The organism is Sutcliffiella horikoshii (assembly GCF_044809035.1).
GTDB lineage: Bacteria > Bacillota > Bacilli > Bacillales > Bacillaceae_I > Sutcliffiella_A > Sutcliffiella_A horikoshii_G.
In genome coordinates this window covers 3795854-3813130 of record NZ_CP085237.1, presented here as the reverse complement: position 1 = coordinate 3813130, position 17277 = coordinate 3795854, and the positions used below count along the sequence as shown (strand labels likewise).

General features: G+C 36.3%; 14 protein-coding genes. 11 read left to right on the top strand and 3 right to left on the bottom strand.

Annotated features, from left to right (window positions below):
* The first annotated feature begins 13 nt into the window (after nucleotides 1-13).
* The 8 genes from galU (at nucleotide 14) to LG307_RS19685 (ending at nucleotide 9048) form a co-directional block, all read left to right on the top strand.
* Complete coding sequence (gene galU / locus LG307_RS19720; protein ID WP_404445583.1) at nucleotides 14-904, top strand: UTP--glucose-1-phosphate uridylyltransferase GalU; 891 nt, start codon at nucleotides 14-16, stop codon at nucleotides 902-904.
* Nucleotides 905-914: 10 nt separating this feature from the next.
* Nucleotides 915-2222 carry a UDP-glucose 6-dehydrogenase TuaD gene (gene tuaD / locus LG307_RS19715; RefSeq protein ID WP_404445581.1) on the top strand — a complete coding sequence of 436 codons (1308 nt, stop codon included), beginning with the start codon at nucleotides 915-917 and terminating at the stop codon, nucleotides 2220-2222.
* A 125-nt stretch (nucleotides 2223-2347) separates the two neighbouring features.
* Nucleotides 2348-3850 (top strand): teichuronic acid biosynthesis protein TuaE, encoded by a 1503-nt coding sequence (gene tuaE, locus LG307_RS19710; RefSeq protein WP_404445579.1) that lies wholly within the window; start codon nucleotides 2348-2350, stop codon nucleotides 3848-3850.
* A gap of 15 nt (nucleotides 3851-3865) precedes the next feature.
* A complete protein-coding gene (locus LG307_RS19705) occupies nucleotides 3866-4567 on the top strand; it encodes a hypothetical protein (protein WP_404445577.1) in 702 nt (233 codons plus the stop codon).
* A 15-nt stretch (nucleotides 4568-4582) separates the two neighbouring features.
* Nucleotides 4583-5341, top strand: a complete 759-nt coding sequence (gene tuaG, locus LG307_RS19700; protein WP_404445575.1) for a teichuronic acid biosynthesis protein TuaG — start codon at nucleotides 4583-4585, stop codon at nucleotides 5339-5341.
* Nucleotides 5342-5705: 364 nt separating this feature from the next.
* A complete protein-coding gene (locus tag LG307_RS19695; protein WP_404445573.1) occupies nucleotides 5706-7061 on the top strand; it encodes a sugar transferase in 1356 nt (451 codons plus the stop codon).
* A gap of 275 nt (nucleotides 7062-7336) precedes the next feature.
* Nucleotides 7337-8107, top strand: coding sequence for a tyrosine-protein phosphatase (locus LG307_RS19690; protein ID WP_404445570.1), 771 nt, complete (start codon nucleotides 7337-7339; stop codon nucleotides 8105-8107).
* Between the two features lie 149 nt (nucleotides 8108-8256).
* Nucleotides 8257-9048 (top strand): SGNH/GDSL hydrolase family protein, encoded by a 792-nt coding sequence (locus tag LG307_RS19685; protein WP_404445568.1) that lies wholly within the window; start codon nucleotides 8257-8259, stop codon nucleotides 9046-9048.
* An 88-nt stretch (nucleotides 9049-9136) separates the two neighbouring features.
* Here the strand turns inward: LG307_RS19685 and LG307_RS19680 are convergent, their stop codons facing one another.
* Both LG307_RS19680 and LG307_RS19675 read right to left on the bottom strand, forming a co-directional pair.
* Nucleotides 9137-10063, bottom strand: a complete 927-nt coding sequence (locus LG307_RS19680; protein ID WP_404445565.1) for a LytR family transcriptional regulator — start codon at nucleotides 10061-10063, stop codon at nucleotides 9137-9139.
* 225 nt (nucleotides 10064-10288) lie between these two features.
* Complete coding sequence (locus LG307_RS19675) at nucleotides 10289-11059, bottom strand: hypothetical protein (RefSeq protein ID WP_404445563.1); 771 nt, start codon at nucleotides 11057-11059, stop codon at nucleotides 10289-10291.
* A gap of 141 nt (nucleotides 11060-11200) precedes the next feature.
* Here LG307_RS19675 and LG307_RS19670 point away from each other — a divergent pair, with 141 nt between their 5' ends.
* Together LG307_RS19670 and LG307_RS19665 are read left to right on the top strand one after the other, a co-directional pair.
* A complete protein-coding gene (locus tag LG307_RS19670) occupies nucleotides 11201-11968 on the top strand; it encodes an SGNH/GDSL hydrolase family protein (RefSeq protein ID WP_404445560.1) in 768 nt (255 codons plus the stop codon).
* Nucleotides 11969-12079: 111 nt separating this feature from the next.
* On the top strand, nucleotides 12080-14266 hold the full coding sequence (locus LG307_RS19665) for a cell wall-binding repeat-containing protein (RefSeq protein ID WP_404445558.1): 2187 nt from the start codon (nucleotides 12080-12082) through the stop codon (nucleotides 14264-14266).
* 48 nt (nucleotides 14267-14314) lie between these two features.
* Here LG307_RS19665 and LG307_RS19660 read toward each other — a convergent pair whose 3' ends face one another.
* Entirely contained in the window at nucleotides 14315-14680 is a 366-nt protein-coding gene (locus tag LG307_RS19660; protein ID WP_404445556.1) for a hypothetical protein, read from the bottom strand.
* 268 nt (nucleotides 14681-14948) lie between these two features.
* On the opposite strand from LG307_RS19660, the gene LG307_RS19655 reads away from it, so the two are divergent.
* Nucleotides 14949-17228 carry a cell wall-binding repeat-containing protein gene (locus LG307_RS19655; protein WP_404445554.1) on the top strand — a complete coding sequence of 760 codons (2280 nt, stop codon included), beginning with the start codon at nucleotides 14949-14951 and terminating at the stop codon, nucleotides 17226-17228.
* Nucleotides 17229-17277 lie beyond the last annotated feature (49 nt).

Here is a 17277-nt window from a genome sequence, read left to right as displayed (position 1 = left end):
TGAGGTGGAAACTATGACAATAAAAAAAGTAATAATCCCGGCAGCTGGACTTGGTACTCGTTTTTTACCTGCTACAAAAGCCCAGCCCAAAGAGATGCTTCCAATTGTAGATAAACCTACCATTCAATATATCGTGGAAGAAGCGGTTCAATCAGGGATAGAAGATATTATTATTGTTAGTGGAAGAGGAAAACGGGCAATTGAGGACCATTTCGATAAATCCTATGAACTAGAAGAAACATTAGAGAAGAAAGAAAAGTACGACATTCTAGAAGAAATAAAATCCATTGCTAATTTAGCAAACATTCATTATATAAGACAAAAAGAACCGCTTGGCCTCGGTCATGCGATATGGTGTGCAAGGAAGTTCATTGGAAATGATGCTTTTGGTGTCATGCTTGGTGATGATATCGTAAAAGGAGAAACACCTTGTCTCCAACAACTAATCAACGTTTATGATAAATATGGCTCTTCTGTTGTCGGAATTCAAAGTGTTCCAGATACAGATGTGTCTAAGTATGGTATTGTTTCTCCAAAAGAAGAAAAACTAGAAGAGAACGTGATCAATGTGGATGGATTTGTGGAGAAGCCAAAGCTTGCTGAAGCACCATCCAACTATGCAATCATGGGTCGCTATGTGTTGACGCCGGAGATATTCAATATCCTAGAACACACGCCTAAAGGTTCAGGCGGGGAGATACAATTGACTGATGCTATTAATACGTTAAATAGCCAACAACAAGTATTAGCCTATCAATTCGGTGGAGTACGCTATGATGTTGGAGATAAATTCGGTTTTATAAAAGCAACGGTTGACTTTGCTCTTGATAGAGAAGATTTGCGAGAAGAAGTGATAGAATATCTAAAATCCTTAGCTAATTCTAATTACATCACGAAAGGATAGGATAGGTAATATGAAACGAATAGCAGTTATGGGAACCGGCTATGTTGGTCTTGTGTCGGGGACGTGTTTTGCGGAAATTGGGAATCGAGTTATTTGTTGTGACATAGACGAGCAGAAAATAAGCAACTTAAAAGAAGGAATTATCCCTATTTATGAGCCAGGCCTTGAAGATTTGGTGAAAAAAAATACGGAAAAAGGAAATCTTTCTTTTACTACAAACATTGCTGCGGCCATTAAAGATTCTGAGATTGTTTATATAGCTGTAGGAACTCCTATGGCTGAAACGGGTGAAGCCAATCTGACCTACGTGGATGCTGTAGCAAAAACAATTGGTGAAAATTTAAACACTTATAAAGTAGTTGTTAACAAAAGTACTGTCCCGGTTGGAACAGGAAAAAGGGTATATAAGATTATCCAAGAGACTTCTGGGGGGAATCAAGAGTTTGACGTGGTTTCCAATCCGGAATTCTTACGGGAAGGTTCTGCAATTGAGGACACGATGAATATGGAACGTGCTGTCATCGGTGCATCAAGTGACAAGGCAGCTGGAATTATTGAACAGTTACATGCTCCTTTTAACACCATCATTTTAAAGTCTGATTTAGAAAGTGCAGAAATGATTAAATATGCTTCCAATGCCTTTTTGGCTACCAAGATTTCGTTCATCAATGACATCGCAAACATTTGTGAAGAAATTGGAGCGGACGTTACAAAGGTTGCAGAGGGTATGGGACTCGACAGCCGTATCGGCAAGAAGTTCCTTAATGCAGGAATAGGCTATGGAGGATCTTGTTTCCCTAAAGATACGAGTGCATTATTGCATATCGCAAGCTCTGTAGGCTATGACTTTAAATTAATCAGAGCCGTAATGGAAACAAATGATATACAAAAGAGTAAGGTAGTTAAAAAAGTCATAGACGTTTTTGGTGATATTGAAGGTAAGACCTTTGCCATCCTTGGTTTGGCGTTTAAGCCAAATACGGATGACATGAGAGATGCTCCATCCCTTGAAATCGTCCCTGAATTGCTTAAACATGGTGCGAAGATCAAGGCCTTTGATGCTATTGCCATTGAGGAAGCGAAGAAACATTTTGGTGATACCATCGATTATTATGAGAATGTCTATGAGGCCCTGCAAGGTGCAGATGCTTGTATAATTGTGACAGATTCTGCCGAAGTTAAAGAGCTTGATCTTTCTAAAGTGAAAGAATGCTTGGAAAACCCAATTGTCATTGATGGCAGAAACATTTTTGACCTAAGTGAGGCCAAAAAACACTCTCTGATCTATCATTCAATCGGAAGGCCGATAGTGGAATAGAGGTCGCGTATTCTAAGTGCCAGAAATGGAATAATAAAGTTTAACATTATGATGGTGAAGGCACCTTACAAACCAAGATGTCTCTGCCTGAACATTAATATAGTAGTTAGTTTAGGAGGAGGAAAATGGATCTGGGATTTACTGGCATTAAGCAAGTGGTAATCGGGATTGTTGGATTATTGCTTGGTGCTATACTAACAATAGGTTTGATCTTTGTAGATAGACCAAACATTTATATCCCCTTGGTATTACTCAATGTAGCGTTACTAGTAATGGTGATTTTAAAGGAATACCTTATTGATAATAGGTTTTTGATGGTTACTATCTATGTGTTAATAGGAGCAACTTTTTTGAATAATGCTTTTTTCTCCATTAACTTAGGATTCTTTAGCTTATTTCCATATAGAATCCTGTTAATAATAGTAGGTTTTCTAATTGTTTTTAACTTGATTCGCAGTGACTTTAGGAAAGATTTGTGGACGAAATGGACGGATCTAAAAGTAAAAGGGAGTTTGCTTTTTTTTGTCTTTTGGTTGTATTATGCGCTCCTTACACTCTTATGGGCAAAGTCTGTAACAGAGGGTATCAAGTACATATCCATTTTGGTGATGGGCATTTTCTTGATCTTTATTGTTACACTTTTTCTTAACGATCTTAAGAAGGTACTAAATTTTTATTACATATGGGTAGTTATGTCAGTTTTTGTCATGCTGATCGGCTATTGGAACAACTTTACCAAGAACCATCTTCCCAGTTCCTCCTTATATTTAGGACCTGAATATAATCAGCATTATCCTACATCAGTCTTTACTAACCAAAATGATTTTGCAACCTTCCTTTCCATATCATTTTTCTTCTTTCTATCGCTAATTAGAAACGGGAAGAATAAGTATTGGAAAGCAGGAGGAATTGTTCTTTCCTTGGCGGCTCTGCATTTAATCATGTTGACCGAGTCAAGGGCAGGCCAGCTAGCTGTCATTGCAGGAATAGGTTTTTACGTGTTTTTATTGTGTAAAAGTGTTGTGAGAAAATGGATATTGGCTTTAGGTGCAGTGGGAGCTTCTTTGTTTGTTCTCCTCTTTTACAATAAATTATGGTCGACTTTTTCTAGCTTATTTCTTAGCCCTACCATCCATGATGTTGCTGGAAGACTTCCATCTAATACAGGAAGAGCCAATTTGAGCAGGAATGCTTTCCATTTTTCATTGGACTCCTTTGGTATGGGAGTAGGTGCAGGAAATACCGAATATTACATGGAGAACTACTCCATCCATGATACGGATCAAGTGGCGAATGTGCATTTTTGGTTTTTAGAGATATTCACTAACTTTGGAATATTTGTCGTTCTTGGTTATATAACTCTATACGCCTACCTAATGATTAAGTTATTCCAACATTTTAATAAAGGATTAACCAATCAGTATAGGCTTATCACAGAAGCGATACTTGTGGCATTGGCAGCATTTGTTCTTTCGAGTATAGGCCCAAGCTCCGTTTCTAACCTGTTTTTCCATTGGGTACTTTTTGCATTTGGAATAGTTACGCTTAACGTTTTAAGAAAGAGAAAGAGAAAGAGAAAGAGAAAGAGTAACGAGAAAGAGGTTTTATCACCTACTCAAAACCTTTAATTGAAGGAGAAAAAGATGGAAAATATATTAAACTTACTTATAAACAGAATAAAAAAATCCATTCCTTTGCTAATTATCATTCCATTGTTACTAGCCGGACTAGGTTACTTTTTTGAAATAAAATCGGAACCTGTTGTCAGCTATGCTGCGAAAGCAAAAATAGAACTAGGTTTTTATGACATAGAAAAATGGAACAATGCTGAAAAAGTCAAAAGTTACATTACCAATTATTCTTTTCTTGAATCCACTTTTCCTGATTATGATCCTGAGGACTTAGAAGCGATAAGATCGGGTATCGTAATAAATACTTTATCTGGTACTTCCCTTGAGCTTATCTACCGTTCTGATAATGCAGAAGAGGTAGAAGAGGGGTTAGAACGATTAGTAGATGCATTCTTAGTGAGGGACAACGAGGAATTAGAGAAGAAATCATTAACTTACGAAAATATCATAGAAGGAAAAACCTTAGAAGAATTGGAGGGTAAAGCGGAGAACAGCGAGCTATCCTTAGTGGAACTATTAGAATTAATTATTGAATCTGATGAAAAAATATTATCCTATTATCCAGCAGAGGTAACAGAGCCTGTAATGGTGAGTGAGTCTCGTTCCGAAGATTTCTCCAGCAAAAAAAGAGCCGTTCTAGGTGGCTTGGTCGGTGTAACGATTGTGTTTGGTTATATTGTCGTTCCGTTATTATTTAGAGAAGAAGATATGTAAAGGTGGTGTATATGTATGTCTTCCTCACTAGTTTCAGTGATTACTCCCTCCTATAATGCGGAGAAGTTCATATCAGCAACAATCGAATCAGTCAGAACTCAAACATATACAAATTGGGAAATGATCATTGTTGATGACTGTTCAAAGGATACAACAAGAGAAATCTTAAAAGAATATGGTGAATTAGATCCAAGAATCAAACCGATCTTTCTAGAAGAAAACAGCGGTGCAGCGGTGGCAAGGAATACCGCTTTAAAAGCAGCTAAAGGAGACTACGTTGCTTTCTTGGATAGTGACGACTTATGGGTGCCGTACAAGCTAGAAAAACAATTGGCTTTTATGCAGAAAAATGATTATGCATTCACCTTTACTGCGTATAACTTAATGGATGAAAACGGGAAACCACTTGATAAAGTGATAGATGTTCCTAAGCAAATTGATTACAAAGGACTTCTTAAAAACACGATAATTGGATGTCTGACGGTAATGATCGACACAAGAAAAGTAGAACCTTTGCAAATGCCATTAATTCGGACAAGGCAAGATTTTGCGCTCTGGTTAAAAGTCCTGCGTCAAGGTCATATTGCATATGGAATGCAGGAGCCTTTGGCCAACTATCGAATTGTTGAAGGGTCTATATCAAGTAACAAATTAAAGACAGCCAAAAGAAATTGGTATGTTTATCGAAAAATCGAAAAGCTAAGCCTACCCTATGCAAGCTGGTGCTTTGTTAATTATGCTTTCTATGCCATAAAAAAACGAGTACAAGCCTAAATTTTTTATAGGAACAAAAGTAAGAGCCCTTCCAAATTCGAAAGGGCTCTTTTTGTATAGAAACTTTTTTTCATGTTTTACGTCTTATTTATTGGGTATAAAAATGAGGAGTTGCCTTTTCAAGGTTGTCACAAACTTAACATATAAAATATGTTTTACAACAGCTTTTATTTTGATACAATGGTACAGGGTTTAGGGTTGCTACAGGTGCATTCCCTTTTTGTAGAATAATCCATTAAAATAGGAGTTTGGATTGACTAAATCTGGCACTGTTTGTAAAAGAAAAAATGTGATACGCTGATTTTAATATGTAATCCTATTTTACGTTTTGTCCATTAAAAGAATAATTAAAGGAGTTTTGAGCTTGGGCAATTTACTTGATGAAAAAAGTCGTCGTCTGCTATTTATATTGATTGATTTACTAATCATAACTATATCATATCTCTTAGCCTTTTATGTACGTTACGAAACCTATGATGCTAAGAACTGGGACTCATTCCTTGTTGTCCTGCCGTGGGTGCTATTAATCAGCACATTCTTTTTGTCCGTGTATGAAGTCAACCCTTCGCGAAGAAAGAGATTCTTTGACTACATCGGAAGTATATTAGTCAGTACTTTTTCCATCACTGTCGCTACCATGGCAATTTCTTTCTTTTTCCGTGCATTTGGTTTACCTAGATCAGTAATATTATTGGCATTTTTATTCTCAGTAGTGTTATTGATGATTTGGAAAGTGTTATTCATTTACTTTAAGAAAGCGACTAATCCCGAGGATATTCTGCTTATATGCAAGCCACAAGACAAATTAAGGCTTACTTATCAGATAAAAGATACTTTTGCTTCTAAAGTTAACATCAAGTATGCAGAATACCACACACCACTTGATGATACATTTAGAGCTATTAAGAAGTCTGATTCCGTCATACTAGGACCAAAGGATACAGACGAGAAAAAAAGCTCTATCATCTATTATGCTTTCAAAAATAAAAAGAATTTATACTTAGTGCCATCCTTTTATGATTTATTGTTATCTAAATCAGATATTACTCCTTTTGAAGATACAATGGCTCTTTCTGTAAAAAAATTCGGATTAACTGTTGATCAACAAATTTTAAAGAGAGCTTTTGACCTTGCCGTTTCCATTTTAGTACTTCCATTTATCCTTCCTTTCTTTTTGTTAGGAGTATTACTTATTAAGATTCAGGAGCCTAGAGGGTCAATTTTCTACTCTCAAGCACGTTTAGGAAAAGATAACAAAGAGTTCCAAATCCTAAAGTTGCGTACGATGATAGAAAATGCAGAGGGATCTACAGGACCTATGTTAGCTACCGACAAAGATCCTCGTATTACGAAAGTCGGGAACTTTTTGAGAGCTACAAGAATTGACGAATTACCTCAAATCTTTAATGTATTAAAAGGTGATATGTCGATTGTCGGCCCGAGACCGGAGAGAAGTTTCTTTATTGAGCAGTTTAAAAAGGACATCAGCTCCTATCAGTACCGTAACACTGTAAAACCTGGCATAACAGGTTACGCTCAAATTATGGGGAAATACACAACAAGTGTAGAGGACAAGTTACGGTTTGATCTTCACTATATCCGTAATTTCTCAGTGATATTTGATATTGTCATTATTTTAAGGACTGTTCTGGTGATGGTTGATAAAACCAAGTCAGAAGGAGTTAAGGAAACTCAAACTGTAAATCAAAAAACCTCATAAAAAAGACCTTAGAGTCTCCAAGGTATTCAGCTTGTAGAGAAACCCTATGTATTTCTCTACAAGTTTTTTATTTTGGAGGTTTATTTGTTAGAAAGATAGTGAATTAAATAATAGATAAGATAAAGGTTCATTGAATATGAATAATATCCATAGTATAATTTTCCTTTTTCGACAAAATGCACCTATTTCTTATATCTTTATACTATGCTAATATGATGATAGACTAAGTAAGAATGAAAAATGGTATAAAAGTACTATTTTCGGAGGTATTAAATATGATAGATATTCATTGTCACATCCTTCCATCGGTAGATGATGGTGCCAAACACATGACCGAAAGTATGGAAATGGCACGAGCTGCTTTTAGTGAAGGTATAACTAAAATAGTGGCAACACCTCACCATAACAATGGGCAATACTACAACACAAGAGAAGAAATTCTTGAAAAGGTACAAGAACTGAACGAACGTTTGGTTAAAGAAGGAATTGATATTACTATTTTACCTGGTCAGGAGTCCAGAATATCTGGAGAACTATTGGAGCAATACGAAAGAAACGAATTGTTGACAATGAATGACGGCGATAAATATTTATTTATAGAATTACCTTCAAGTCAAGTGCCTCTATATACGGAAAAAATTATTTATGATATTCAGATGAAAGGCCTTACCCCAATTATTGTACATCCCGAGAGAAATGCTGAATTGATTGATAATCCAGAAAAACTTTACCAGTTAGTGAAAAAAGGTGCTTGCACACAGGTTACTGCTGCCAGTGTAGCAGGTAAATTTGGAAAGAAAATTAAAAAGTTTTCATTAGATCTTATTGACGCTAACCTCACTCACTTTGTTGCATCTGATGCTCATAATTTAAAAGGGCGAAACTTCCAAATGGCGGAAGCTTTTAGTGTAATCGAAAAAGAATGTGGTCTCGATGCAAAATATTTGTTGCTGGAAAATGCAGAATTGTTAGTAGAAGGCTCCATGATTATGAAAGAAATTCCGGAGAGAATTAAGAAAAAAAAGAAACTTTTTGGAATATTATAGGGTATGGGTATTATCCAGAAGAGAGGTTTTCATGACGTTTATGAGAACCTCTTTTTTTTTGCATAATTCTAGAAATATATTAATTTTCATTGCCAAAATCTATTGAAAAGTGTTAAATAAATAGTATATTTGGTATGAGGTGGTAAATAATGAGAGCAGGGATTATGTTAGTAGTATTATTATGTATGGGTGCAATAATCTATGGGAATTTTCATTGGAATAATAAATTGGGATCTGCAATGAATCAAGAGCTTGTAACTACCAATACCAATCAATTAAGTACTCAAGTAGAGGTTTTGGAAAAAAAGGAAGAGTTGCCAAAAGGAGATTTTGCTAATTTACCTCCAGAGGTTTCCGATTTTTTAGTAGGAAAAAATAATAAAGGTGAAGTAGTAGAGCTTGTCATTATTGGGTCAGAAGTAAATGAGTTAAATGAAAATAATTGGTCAAATTTATTTAAAGAAGAATTAGAAGCTACATATAATGGTTTGTTTAACATAACAGTTAATGCTATACCTGGAGAAGTGACAACAACGGATGTAGTAAATGAAGGCCTCCATTTGGAAAATATAAATACAGTACCTGACCTTGTAATATTGGAGCCATTTCTATTGGAGAGTAATGGATTAATCGCAATAGAGCACTCTCTACAGAACGTTACAATTATGATTGAGGATTTAAAACAGAAGAATCCAAATTTATTTCTTTTTCTCCAACCTGGCCAACCACTTAAAAATGCGATTTACTATCCTATGGATATAGAGGAATTAAAAACGTGGGCGGAAGAACATGGCTATCCATACATTAACCACTGGGAAAGCTGGCCAAAGGAACCAAACGAGATTTCAGAGTACATAGTGACAGAAGACATTATTCCGAATGAAAAAGGTCATGAAGTCTGGGCGGAACATATAATAAATTATTTCATTGGAAAAAATTAAAAATACAGTATAAAAACCAATTATGAATAACTTATAATAGAAGTAAGAGAGAGGGCCACCACAAAATTGGTAGCCCTCTTACTTTTCTTTAATTATTATTTGCAACTTCTGAGTCAAGCTCTAAGTGTTGCTTTAGTTGATTGGAAAGTGCCAAACGATCTTTTTCATCTACGACCAGGTAATAGATATTATTAATTCTTGTACCAGCCCCTGTCAATTGGTGTTGAGAAAGATTGTGACGTGCTTCTTTATAGTTAGACTGAATATCGACCATTTCGTTAAATGTTAAATTAGTACGGACATTATTACCCAATATGTCGAGAATGTCATCAATTTTCGTAACGGATGATATGGATGCACCTTTATTAATTACACTTTGAATGACATCGCGCTGTCTTTGCTGTCTACCAAAGTCGCTATCGATTGAACGCATTCGCGAGAAGCTTAAGGCTTCCTCTCCGTCTAAGGCAATTTCTCCTAATGAAAAGTGATGCCCATCTTGGCTGAATTCTAATTTGTTATTAACTGTAACCCCGCCAACTGCATCCACAATATCCTTGAAGCTCTCCATGTTGACCTGGACAAAATAATCTATCGGGATATCTAGGAAGTTCTCGACAGTGGCGATGGACATTTCTGGGCCACCGAATGCATAGGCATGGTTGATTTTATCATCAAAGCCTTTTCCCACTATTTCCGTTCTTGTATCACGAGGGATACTTACCATTTGTATGGACTTATCATTAGGATTTACTGTCATTACAATCATGGAATCGGAGCGTCCCTTATCTCCAGGTCTTTCGTCTACCCCTAGAATCAGAAAAGCTAATGGATCTTTCTGACTGAAGTCAATTTGAGTTGTTCTCTTATCAGAATTAGATCTTTCAAGTGGGGTGTGCATAGAAGTTGCAGCATCTTCCAGCGACTTATACACACTAAAAGCAAAGATTCCAACACCAATGGTGGTAATTCCTAAAACACTAATTAAAATAGTAAACCATTTTTTTTTGAACATTTAGCACTCTTCCTTTTTTGATATTCTAGCTTTGATTATATGGCTAATTTGTCGTTTGCACAATAAATTATTATCCAATTACTTCTTGTAATTGTAACATTTTGTAGAATTCTTGAACATTTAGATAACTAACATACAAAAATTAAAAGCGATTTCTTAGAGAAGAATATAGCTGAAATAGCTATAAAGAACCCCAACTTGCTATGTAAAGTTGGGGTTTCTGACTTAATTAGTGTTGTTTTGCATAAGATGTATTTTCTTGGCGCGGATTTCTTCTAATTTTTCACTTATTAAAAGCGTATCCATTGTTTTTACTTCATCTGTTAAAAGGAACTTTTCCAACTCTTCAATCTGTTGAATAGATAGCTTAGTAGCTAAATCATTTATCGGTAGATTTGAAAATGAACTTGATGATTCAGAGGCGTACTTATTTTCAATTAGTATTGTAATGATATTGGAGAAAATATATGTATTGAGTGTAGAATAATCCGATTCCGTTTCCTCGAAATAATTAATTAAAAATTCTTTTGAAAGAGGTGTATGTAAGAGTTCATTGTTTTCCTCTTCTAGTTCTATTTGCTCCAAATTCTCTTCAGGTTCAACCTCTTGTTCAAGTTCCTGCTCCGTTACTGGTTGGGGTTGTGGTCTAGGTTGTGGTCTAGGTTCTGGTCTAGGTTGTGGTCTAGGTTCTGGTCTAGGTTCTGGTCTAGGTTGTGGTTTAGGTTCTGGTTTAGGTTCTGGTTTAGGTTCTGGTTTGGGTTCTGGTTTAGGTTCTGGTTTAGGTTCTGGTTTAGGTTCTGGCTTGGGTTCTGGCTCAGGCTCAGGCTCAGGATCAGGAATAATTGGATCAATTATAGGATTAGTATTTAAATAAAGATACTTACCATTTTGAATGATGTGGGTGTTTCTTGCTTCTCCATAGGATAAAGTTCCAAATCCTAATACTATTGTTGAAAAAGCAAGAGCCGAAATTAAAGCAACTCGAGACTTTAACATAATGCCCTCCTGCATATTTTATATAAATCTTGTTATTTACACTTATTTTATCATATTTTGTAAAAATTTACTTGTAAATCTATTAGTTTAAGATGTTTATGTATATAATTATGATAGATTCTTTTTAGGAGTGTAAAAGACATGAAAAATATTCTAATTGTACTATTATGTACAGTAGCAACGTTCTTAATCTTTTTAGGAAAGGTACAGTATGATAATAAAATTGCGCAGGCTGGAAAACTTACAAATACAAATCAATCTAGTAATTCGAAAAGCGACAGTCTATTAGATTTAACAAAAAATATGAGTGATGAACTACAAATTATTATAAAAAATAAAATTGAGTCTGAAGAAACTATTAATATATTAATAGTTGGTTCTGATTCAATTATGAACAGTGATCCAAACAATCTCCCTTGGCCATCACAAGTGAAAAATGCTTTAGAAGAGAACTATGGCAAACAAACCTTCCATGTTGAAATAATGAATTTTGAAAAGATAACTACAAATTATTTAATTGAATCAAAAGGTCATGAGGAAATAGCAGCAGTAAGACCAGATATTTTAATTATTGAGCCATTATTATTAAATGATAATGGTTTTGTCAGAACGGAAGATACATTGAAAAATTTGGAAGAGATTATTAGTTCTGTTAAACAATTAAATGAGGAAACGTATTTCATAATACAGCCACCAAATCCTATTTATGAGCCAAATACTTATCTTGAACAAGTTCAGGCATTAGAAGAATTCGCCGCAAAAAAAAATATTGAGTACTTTAATCACTGGGATAACTGGCCAGACACAACTTCAGAAAATCTAAAAGAACTCCTTGAAGGATCATTCCCTAACGCTAAAGGACAAAACATTTGGGCGGATTTTATAATAGAATATTTTATTGCAAAATAAAGGGGACGTGTACGCCTATAACACATCTATAAAAAAGCTTATTAAACAAATTGAAAACAACCCTTATTTTGAAGTTTGTTTTTAAGAGAAATTGAGAAGGGGGAACATTTTTTGAAAAAAATTAAACTATTAATTTTGTTTTTGGTATTCACCTTAATCTTACCTCAATCTATTGATGCACAAGAGAACAGTAATTGTGTGCAACCTTCATTTAAAGAAATCGATTCATTGCTAACAACAGAAGCTCTATCCCAAGACATCCCGCCAGAGATAGTAAAGGCGATTGCATTTGAGGAATCAGGTTGGGTACATTGTAAGGATGGTAAACCTTTGGTTGCACCTGACAATGGGATTGGCATCATGCAAATAACGGACCGTGCAAATCAGTATGATGAAGAAAGATTAAAGTATAACATAGAATATAACATTCGTATTGGAGTGAATATTCTTAACGAGAAATTTGCTTATAGTGGGATTGAAATACCAATGCTGAATGATGGTAACCGCGACACTATTGAGAATTGGTATTTTGCAATCATGGCTTATAACGGGATTAAGCAGGTGAATAGTCCGCTAATCAGAGCTACCGGGGAAAGAAATTATGATTCATATCAGGACCGTATTTTTCAGCGCATTGGAAAAAGTTCTGATTTGAATTTAAATGCTGCACTAGAAAAAATAGAGTTGTCCCATCTTACTTATGGTGAGAATGGCTCATTATCCTTTGATAAGTTGGACTACACTCAAGAAGGAATTGTACATAAAACAAAGCATAAGTTTGAACCAAAAGAACTTGTTGTGGCGACGGAAGAAGTAAATGTCAGGAATATCCCCGGCGCTACAGGTGCAAGTCTTGGGAAATTAAATCAAGAAGTAGTCATGATTGAAGATTCGTTTGTTTATGATACTGCTACAAACAATAGAAATTTTAATCATTTTGGTTGGTATCCTGTTTCTAACGAATTGGAAGGAAATAAGAAAAATGGGTACGTCGCATCTTCTTATTTAACTTCTTTTGGTAAGAGAATATCTGGTCCGGAAAGATACACTACGGCTAATGAAATAGCGCTTGAAGGTTGGGAAAAGGCAGAAACAGTCATCATTGCCAGTGGCCAGAATTTCCCTGATGCTTTAGCGGGCGCGCCGCTAGCTTATAAACTAGATGCTCCCATCCTTTTAACTAAAAAGGACAGCCTGCCAGATCAGACAAAGCAAATGATAGAAAAGCTAGATGCTAGGAAAGTCATCGTGTTAGGCGGGACAGGAGCTGTCAGTGATGACGTTAGAAAAAGCATTGAGAAGATAAGTGGTGTGGAAGTGGAACGAATTAGCGGAACAACACGTTATGAAACAGCAGTTAAGATAGCCGAACGCTTGGGTGGAACACCAGCTAAAGCGGTAATTACTAATGGTTCCAATTTTCCTGATGCACTTGCAATCGCACCTTATGCAGCTAAAAATGGTTATCCAATCCTTTTAGTCAAAGGTGGATCGTCCACTATTAATGAACCGACAGCAAGGCTATTAAGAGATAAGAAGATTAGCCAAACGATTATAGCGGGAGGTTCGTCTGCGGTGAGCGAGGCAGTTGAGTCTGTATTACCTGGAGCAAATCGTATCCCAGGTGAAAACCGCTATGCAACCTCAGTGGCAATTATTAAAGAGCTTAACATGCCTACTGAAAATATTTTTACAGCAACAGGTCGTTCGTTTGCTGATGCTCTAACAGGCTCTGTCCTTGCTGCTAAAAAAGGAACATCCATTTTACTTGTTGATGACAAAGAAAGAACAGTAGTTTCTGAATTGGTAAGTAATGAAAATCTTTCTAACTTCCAAGTCCTTGGTGGTAGAAGTGCGGTGAATGACAAAGCTCTTAATCTACTCTTTAAAGCTAGTAAGGGTGTTTACAATACAGCTGATTTAAGTATGGAAGAAAGAAAAGTGATTGAATTGGTCAATATCGAGCGTACTAAGAATGGGGTGTCGCCGTTGTCCACTCATGTTCAGCTTAGTTTGGTTGCAAGGGAAAAATCATTAGATATGAAAGCTAATGGCTACTTTGACCATACTAGTCCTGTATATGGGACTCCATTCGAGATGATGGCTTATTTTAACATTGAATATACTACTGCTGCAGAAAACATTGCGAGAGGACATTTAAGTCCTGAACAAGTAGTTAATGCCTGGATGAATTCAGCAGGTCACAGGGCAAATATCTTGAATCCGAATATGACACATATTGGTGTAGGGTATGAAAAAGATGCTAGGCATTGGACACAAAAGTTAATTGGAAAATAAGCAAATCCCCACTCCATGAAGGAGTGGGGATTGCTAATTTTAGTGTGCTTATAATTGAAAAAGTGCAATAATCCAAATAACGAAAGTAAGAAGTAACACCCCGCCAGTAATCATGGCAGCCTTTTTAGCAAGTGCTGTGTCTTTTACATAGTAAAGAACAAAAAGTACCGGCACTAAAAACCATGGGGTGGAGAGTAGTAGAGCAAGAAGGTAAAAGGTGAAAATGCCTTCGGTGTAGGCGAATTTTATAACAAGTGCAGGCAACCCCAATGCAACACTGGATAGGCAGGATACGATGATCATTTGTATCCAATATGTTTCAAAAAAAGTAGAGAAGTTTTCTCTTTCAAAGCTAATATTTAATTTCGGTCGTTTAAACTTTAATACAGGCAGAAAACGTTTTGTGAATTCCATTAGAAACCTCCCCTGTTCTTCTAATCTCATCATATGTATATCTCTCTAGTAATATTCCTACTTTACTTTATTCCCCATTTACTAGATTCCTAACATACAATTCAAACCTTTTACCTTAATAAATAACGCAATCATTTACATTTTTAGTGGAAACACGACAAAATCGGAAAATAATAGACAAATTACCTATTCATACTTGTAATCTATTTGTTAAAATTAAATCTGTATTGAAATAATTGTAGTTATTTGATAAGGAGGAAAGGTTTTCGTGCAAAAAAGTATTATTGCCGTAAAAATGTGTTTGCTATTATTACTGGTACTGACTGTAGACAAAGCCCACGCAGAATGGAAGGCAGCGGAGCATTCCGTTTCTTCAAGCGAAAGTGCTACAGTGTCATTAGGGGATTACGAGGTATCAGTTTCCAATGGAGAGACTTCTATTGCAAGTGTTTATTATGAAGGGGAACTTCTGGAAGAGTTAGAGATAGATCTCGCTGAATTTTCCACTATATTCACTTGGAATGTTAACAATAAAGGATTTGTTTTATTAGAAAATAAAAAGCAAGGTACTGGCGGGTTTATGCAGTTCACTGTATTAGAATTGGCTGATGGTACTCTAAAACAAGTATATCTATCAGAAGATTATAAGATGGGTACCGTAGATGTTGAATCTGACAGAGTCATAGTAACCTATGTAGATGCAAATGAGAGTCTTGTAGACAGTGTCACTCTACTAAAAGATACATATGCGCACGCTGATAATGGTTCTTTAACTTTGGTGAAAAAAGGTGAAAAGCAGACAGTTGCTAAAGAAACTGTTGCAGAAAGCTTTTCTTTCCAATCTACTGGTGATAACCGTATTGTTGGAGAAAATCCTACGAATGCACAATTAAATACTATCTTAACGCAGGAAGCAATTATCGCAGGCGTTCCTCCGGAATTAGTAAAAGCAATTGCATGGCAAGAAAGTTCCTGGAGACAATTCCGTACAGCAGATGACCCTAGTGGCCTTTGGAAAAAGGGAGACCCGGTGGTTTCTTTTGACGGTGGTATTGGTATCATGCAAATTACCGAGCCAAATATGACTGCTGATCGAGAACTTAGGTTAAAAGGGGATATTCGTTACAATATTCAAGAAGGGTTAAGAATATTGAAGGAAAAATGGAGCTACAGCAGTTGGGAACGCATTCCTAAAATAAACGGAAATGACATGAATGTTATAGAGGATTGGTACTTTGCAGTCATGGCTTATAATGGTATTTCACGTAGAAATGACCCGCAATATTATCCAAGTAATACCTATCAAGATGTCATTTATCGTCATATTGAACGTATGTCGCAACTGACAGTTACAAAATTTCCTGAATCACAGTTAAGAAATGATATTTACTACAACCAAGCAGGATCTCTTCTTTTTAGAAAAGAACATTATTACGTGAGTGGTCCTTTTACCACTTCTAAACACTTTTTTGCAAGCAATGATCTTGTAAAAGCAACAGAGAGCGGCGTAAGGTTAAGGAAATCTCCAGAGGGTGCGGAGATAAGAATGACTACAGCAGGTGAAACACTGCAGATTGTCGGTCCGTATCAGGCTGGTAACAACAGCAATAATCATTTTGTATGGTACCCAGTAAAAGATATGAGTTCGCAGGAAACGTATTATATCGCGTCCACTTACCTGGACAACGTGCGTATTTCAGGATCTAACCGTTATGCGACAGCTGTAAGTATTTCAAGAACCGGTTGGGATAAAACGAACACAGTAGTGCTCGCGCGCGGTGATAATTTTCCTGATGCATTGGCTGGAACTCCGCTTGCCTATAAGTTGAATGCACCTATTCTACTTACAAGGAAAAATGAACTAACAGAAGAAACAAAAAATGAATTGGTGCGTTTAGGTGCCAAGAATGTCGTCATCCTTGGTGGAACGGGGGCTGTTTCAAATACAGTTGCCACAAGTGTCCGCAACATGGGGATGGAGGTAAAACGCATTGCAGGAGCAAACCGTTTTGAAACGGCTAAGTTGATTGCAAACGAAATGGGATCAAGCTTCTCCACTGCAGTGGTCGTAAATGGGTACGGCTTCCCTGATGCCCTTGCGATTGCACCATATGCAGCAAGAAATGGCATCCCGATCCTATTGACGGAAAAGGGGTATATTCCAGGTCCAACGAAAACCATTCTTAACTCAGCTAGTAAAACGATTGTTGTTGGTGGTACGGCTGTTGTAAATCAAAATCTATTAAAAGCAATGCCGAAAGCAACTAGAATTTCTGGTGCAACAAGATACGAGACAGCATATAAAATTGGCACGCAGTTTAACTTTTCATCAAGTGAAGGGTTGGCTGTAAGTGGGACAGATTTCCCTGATGCGCTGACAGGATCTGTTTTGGCTGCAAAACGCAATGCGCCATTACTACTAGTGAATCCAACGTACTTACCGGAGGAAACATTGCAGTTGGCTCGTGTTAGAGACTTTTCCCGTATTTCTGTTTTAGGCGGTACATCCGCAGTGCGTACGGATACGGTTATCAATCTAGTTAAATAGTCTTATCAAAAAAACGTCTATAATATTACATTATGGCGTTTTTTTGTTA

What these genes read in the sequence shown, in the direction of transcription:
- galU (WP_404445583.1), top strand. Translation starts at nt 14, where the DNA reads ATGACAATAAAAAAAGTAATAATCCCGGCAGCTGGACTTGGTACTCGT.
- tuaD (WP_404445581.1), top strand. Translation starts at nt 915, where the DNA reads ATGAAACGAATAGCAGTTATGGGAACCGGCTATGTTGGTCTTGTGTCG.
- tuaE (WP_404445579.1), top strand. Translation starts at nt 2,348, where the DNA reads ATGGATCTGGGATTTACTGGCATTAAGCAAGTGGTAATCGGGATTGTT.
- LG307_RS19705 (WP_404445577.1), top strand. Translation starts at nt 3,866, where the DNA reads ATGGAAAATATATTAAACTTACTTATAAACAGAATAAAAAAATCCATT.
- tuaG (WP_404445575.1), top strand. Translation starts at nt 4,583, where the DNA reads ATGTCTTCCTCACTAGTTTCAGTGATTACTCCCTCCTATAATGCGGAG.
- LG307_RS19690 (WP_404445570.1), top strand. Translation starts at nt 7,337, where the DNA reads ATGATAGATATTCATTGTCACATCCTTCCATCGGTAGATGATGGTGCC.
- LG307_RS19685 (WP_404445568.1), top strand. Translation starts at nt 8,257, where the DNA reads ATGAGAGCAGGGATTATGTTAGTAGTATTATTATGTATGGGTGCAATA.
- LG307_RS19680 (WP_404445565.1), bottom strand. Translation starts at nt 10,063, where the DNA reads ATGTTCAAAAAAAAATGGTTTACTATTTTAATTAGTGTTTTAGGAATT.
- LG307_RS19675 (WP_404445563.1), bottom strand. Translation starts at nt 11,059, where the DNA reads ATGTTAAAGTCTCGAGTTGCTTTAATTTCGGCTCTTGCTTTTTCAACA.
- LG307_RS19670 (WP_404445560.1), top strand. Translation starts at nt 11,201, where the DNA reads ATGAAAAATATTCTAATTGTACTATTATGTACAGTAGCAACGTTCTTA.
- LG307_RS19660 (WP_404445556.1), bottom strand. Translation starts at nt 14,680, where the DNA reads ATGGAATTCACAAAACGTTTTCTGCCTGTATTAAAGTTTAAACGACCG.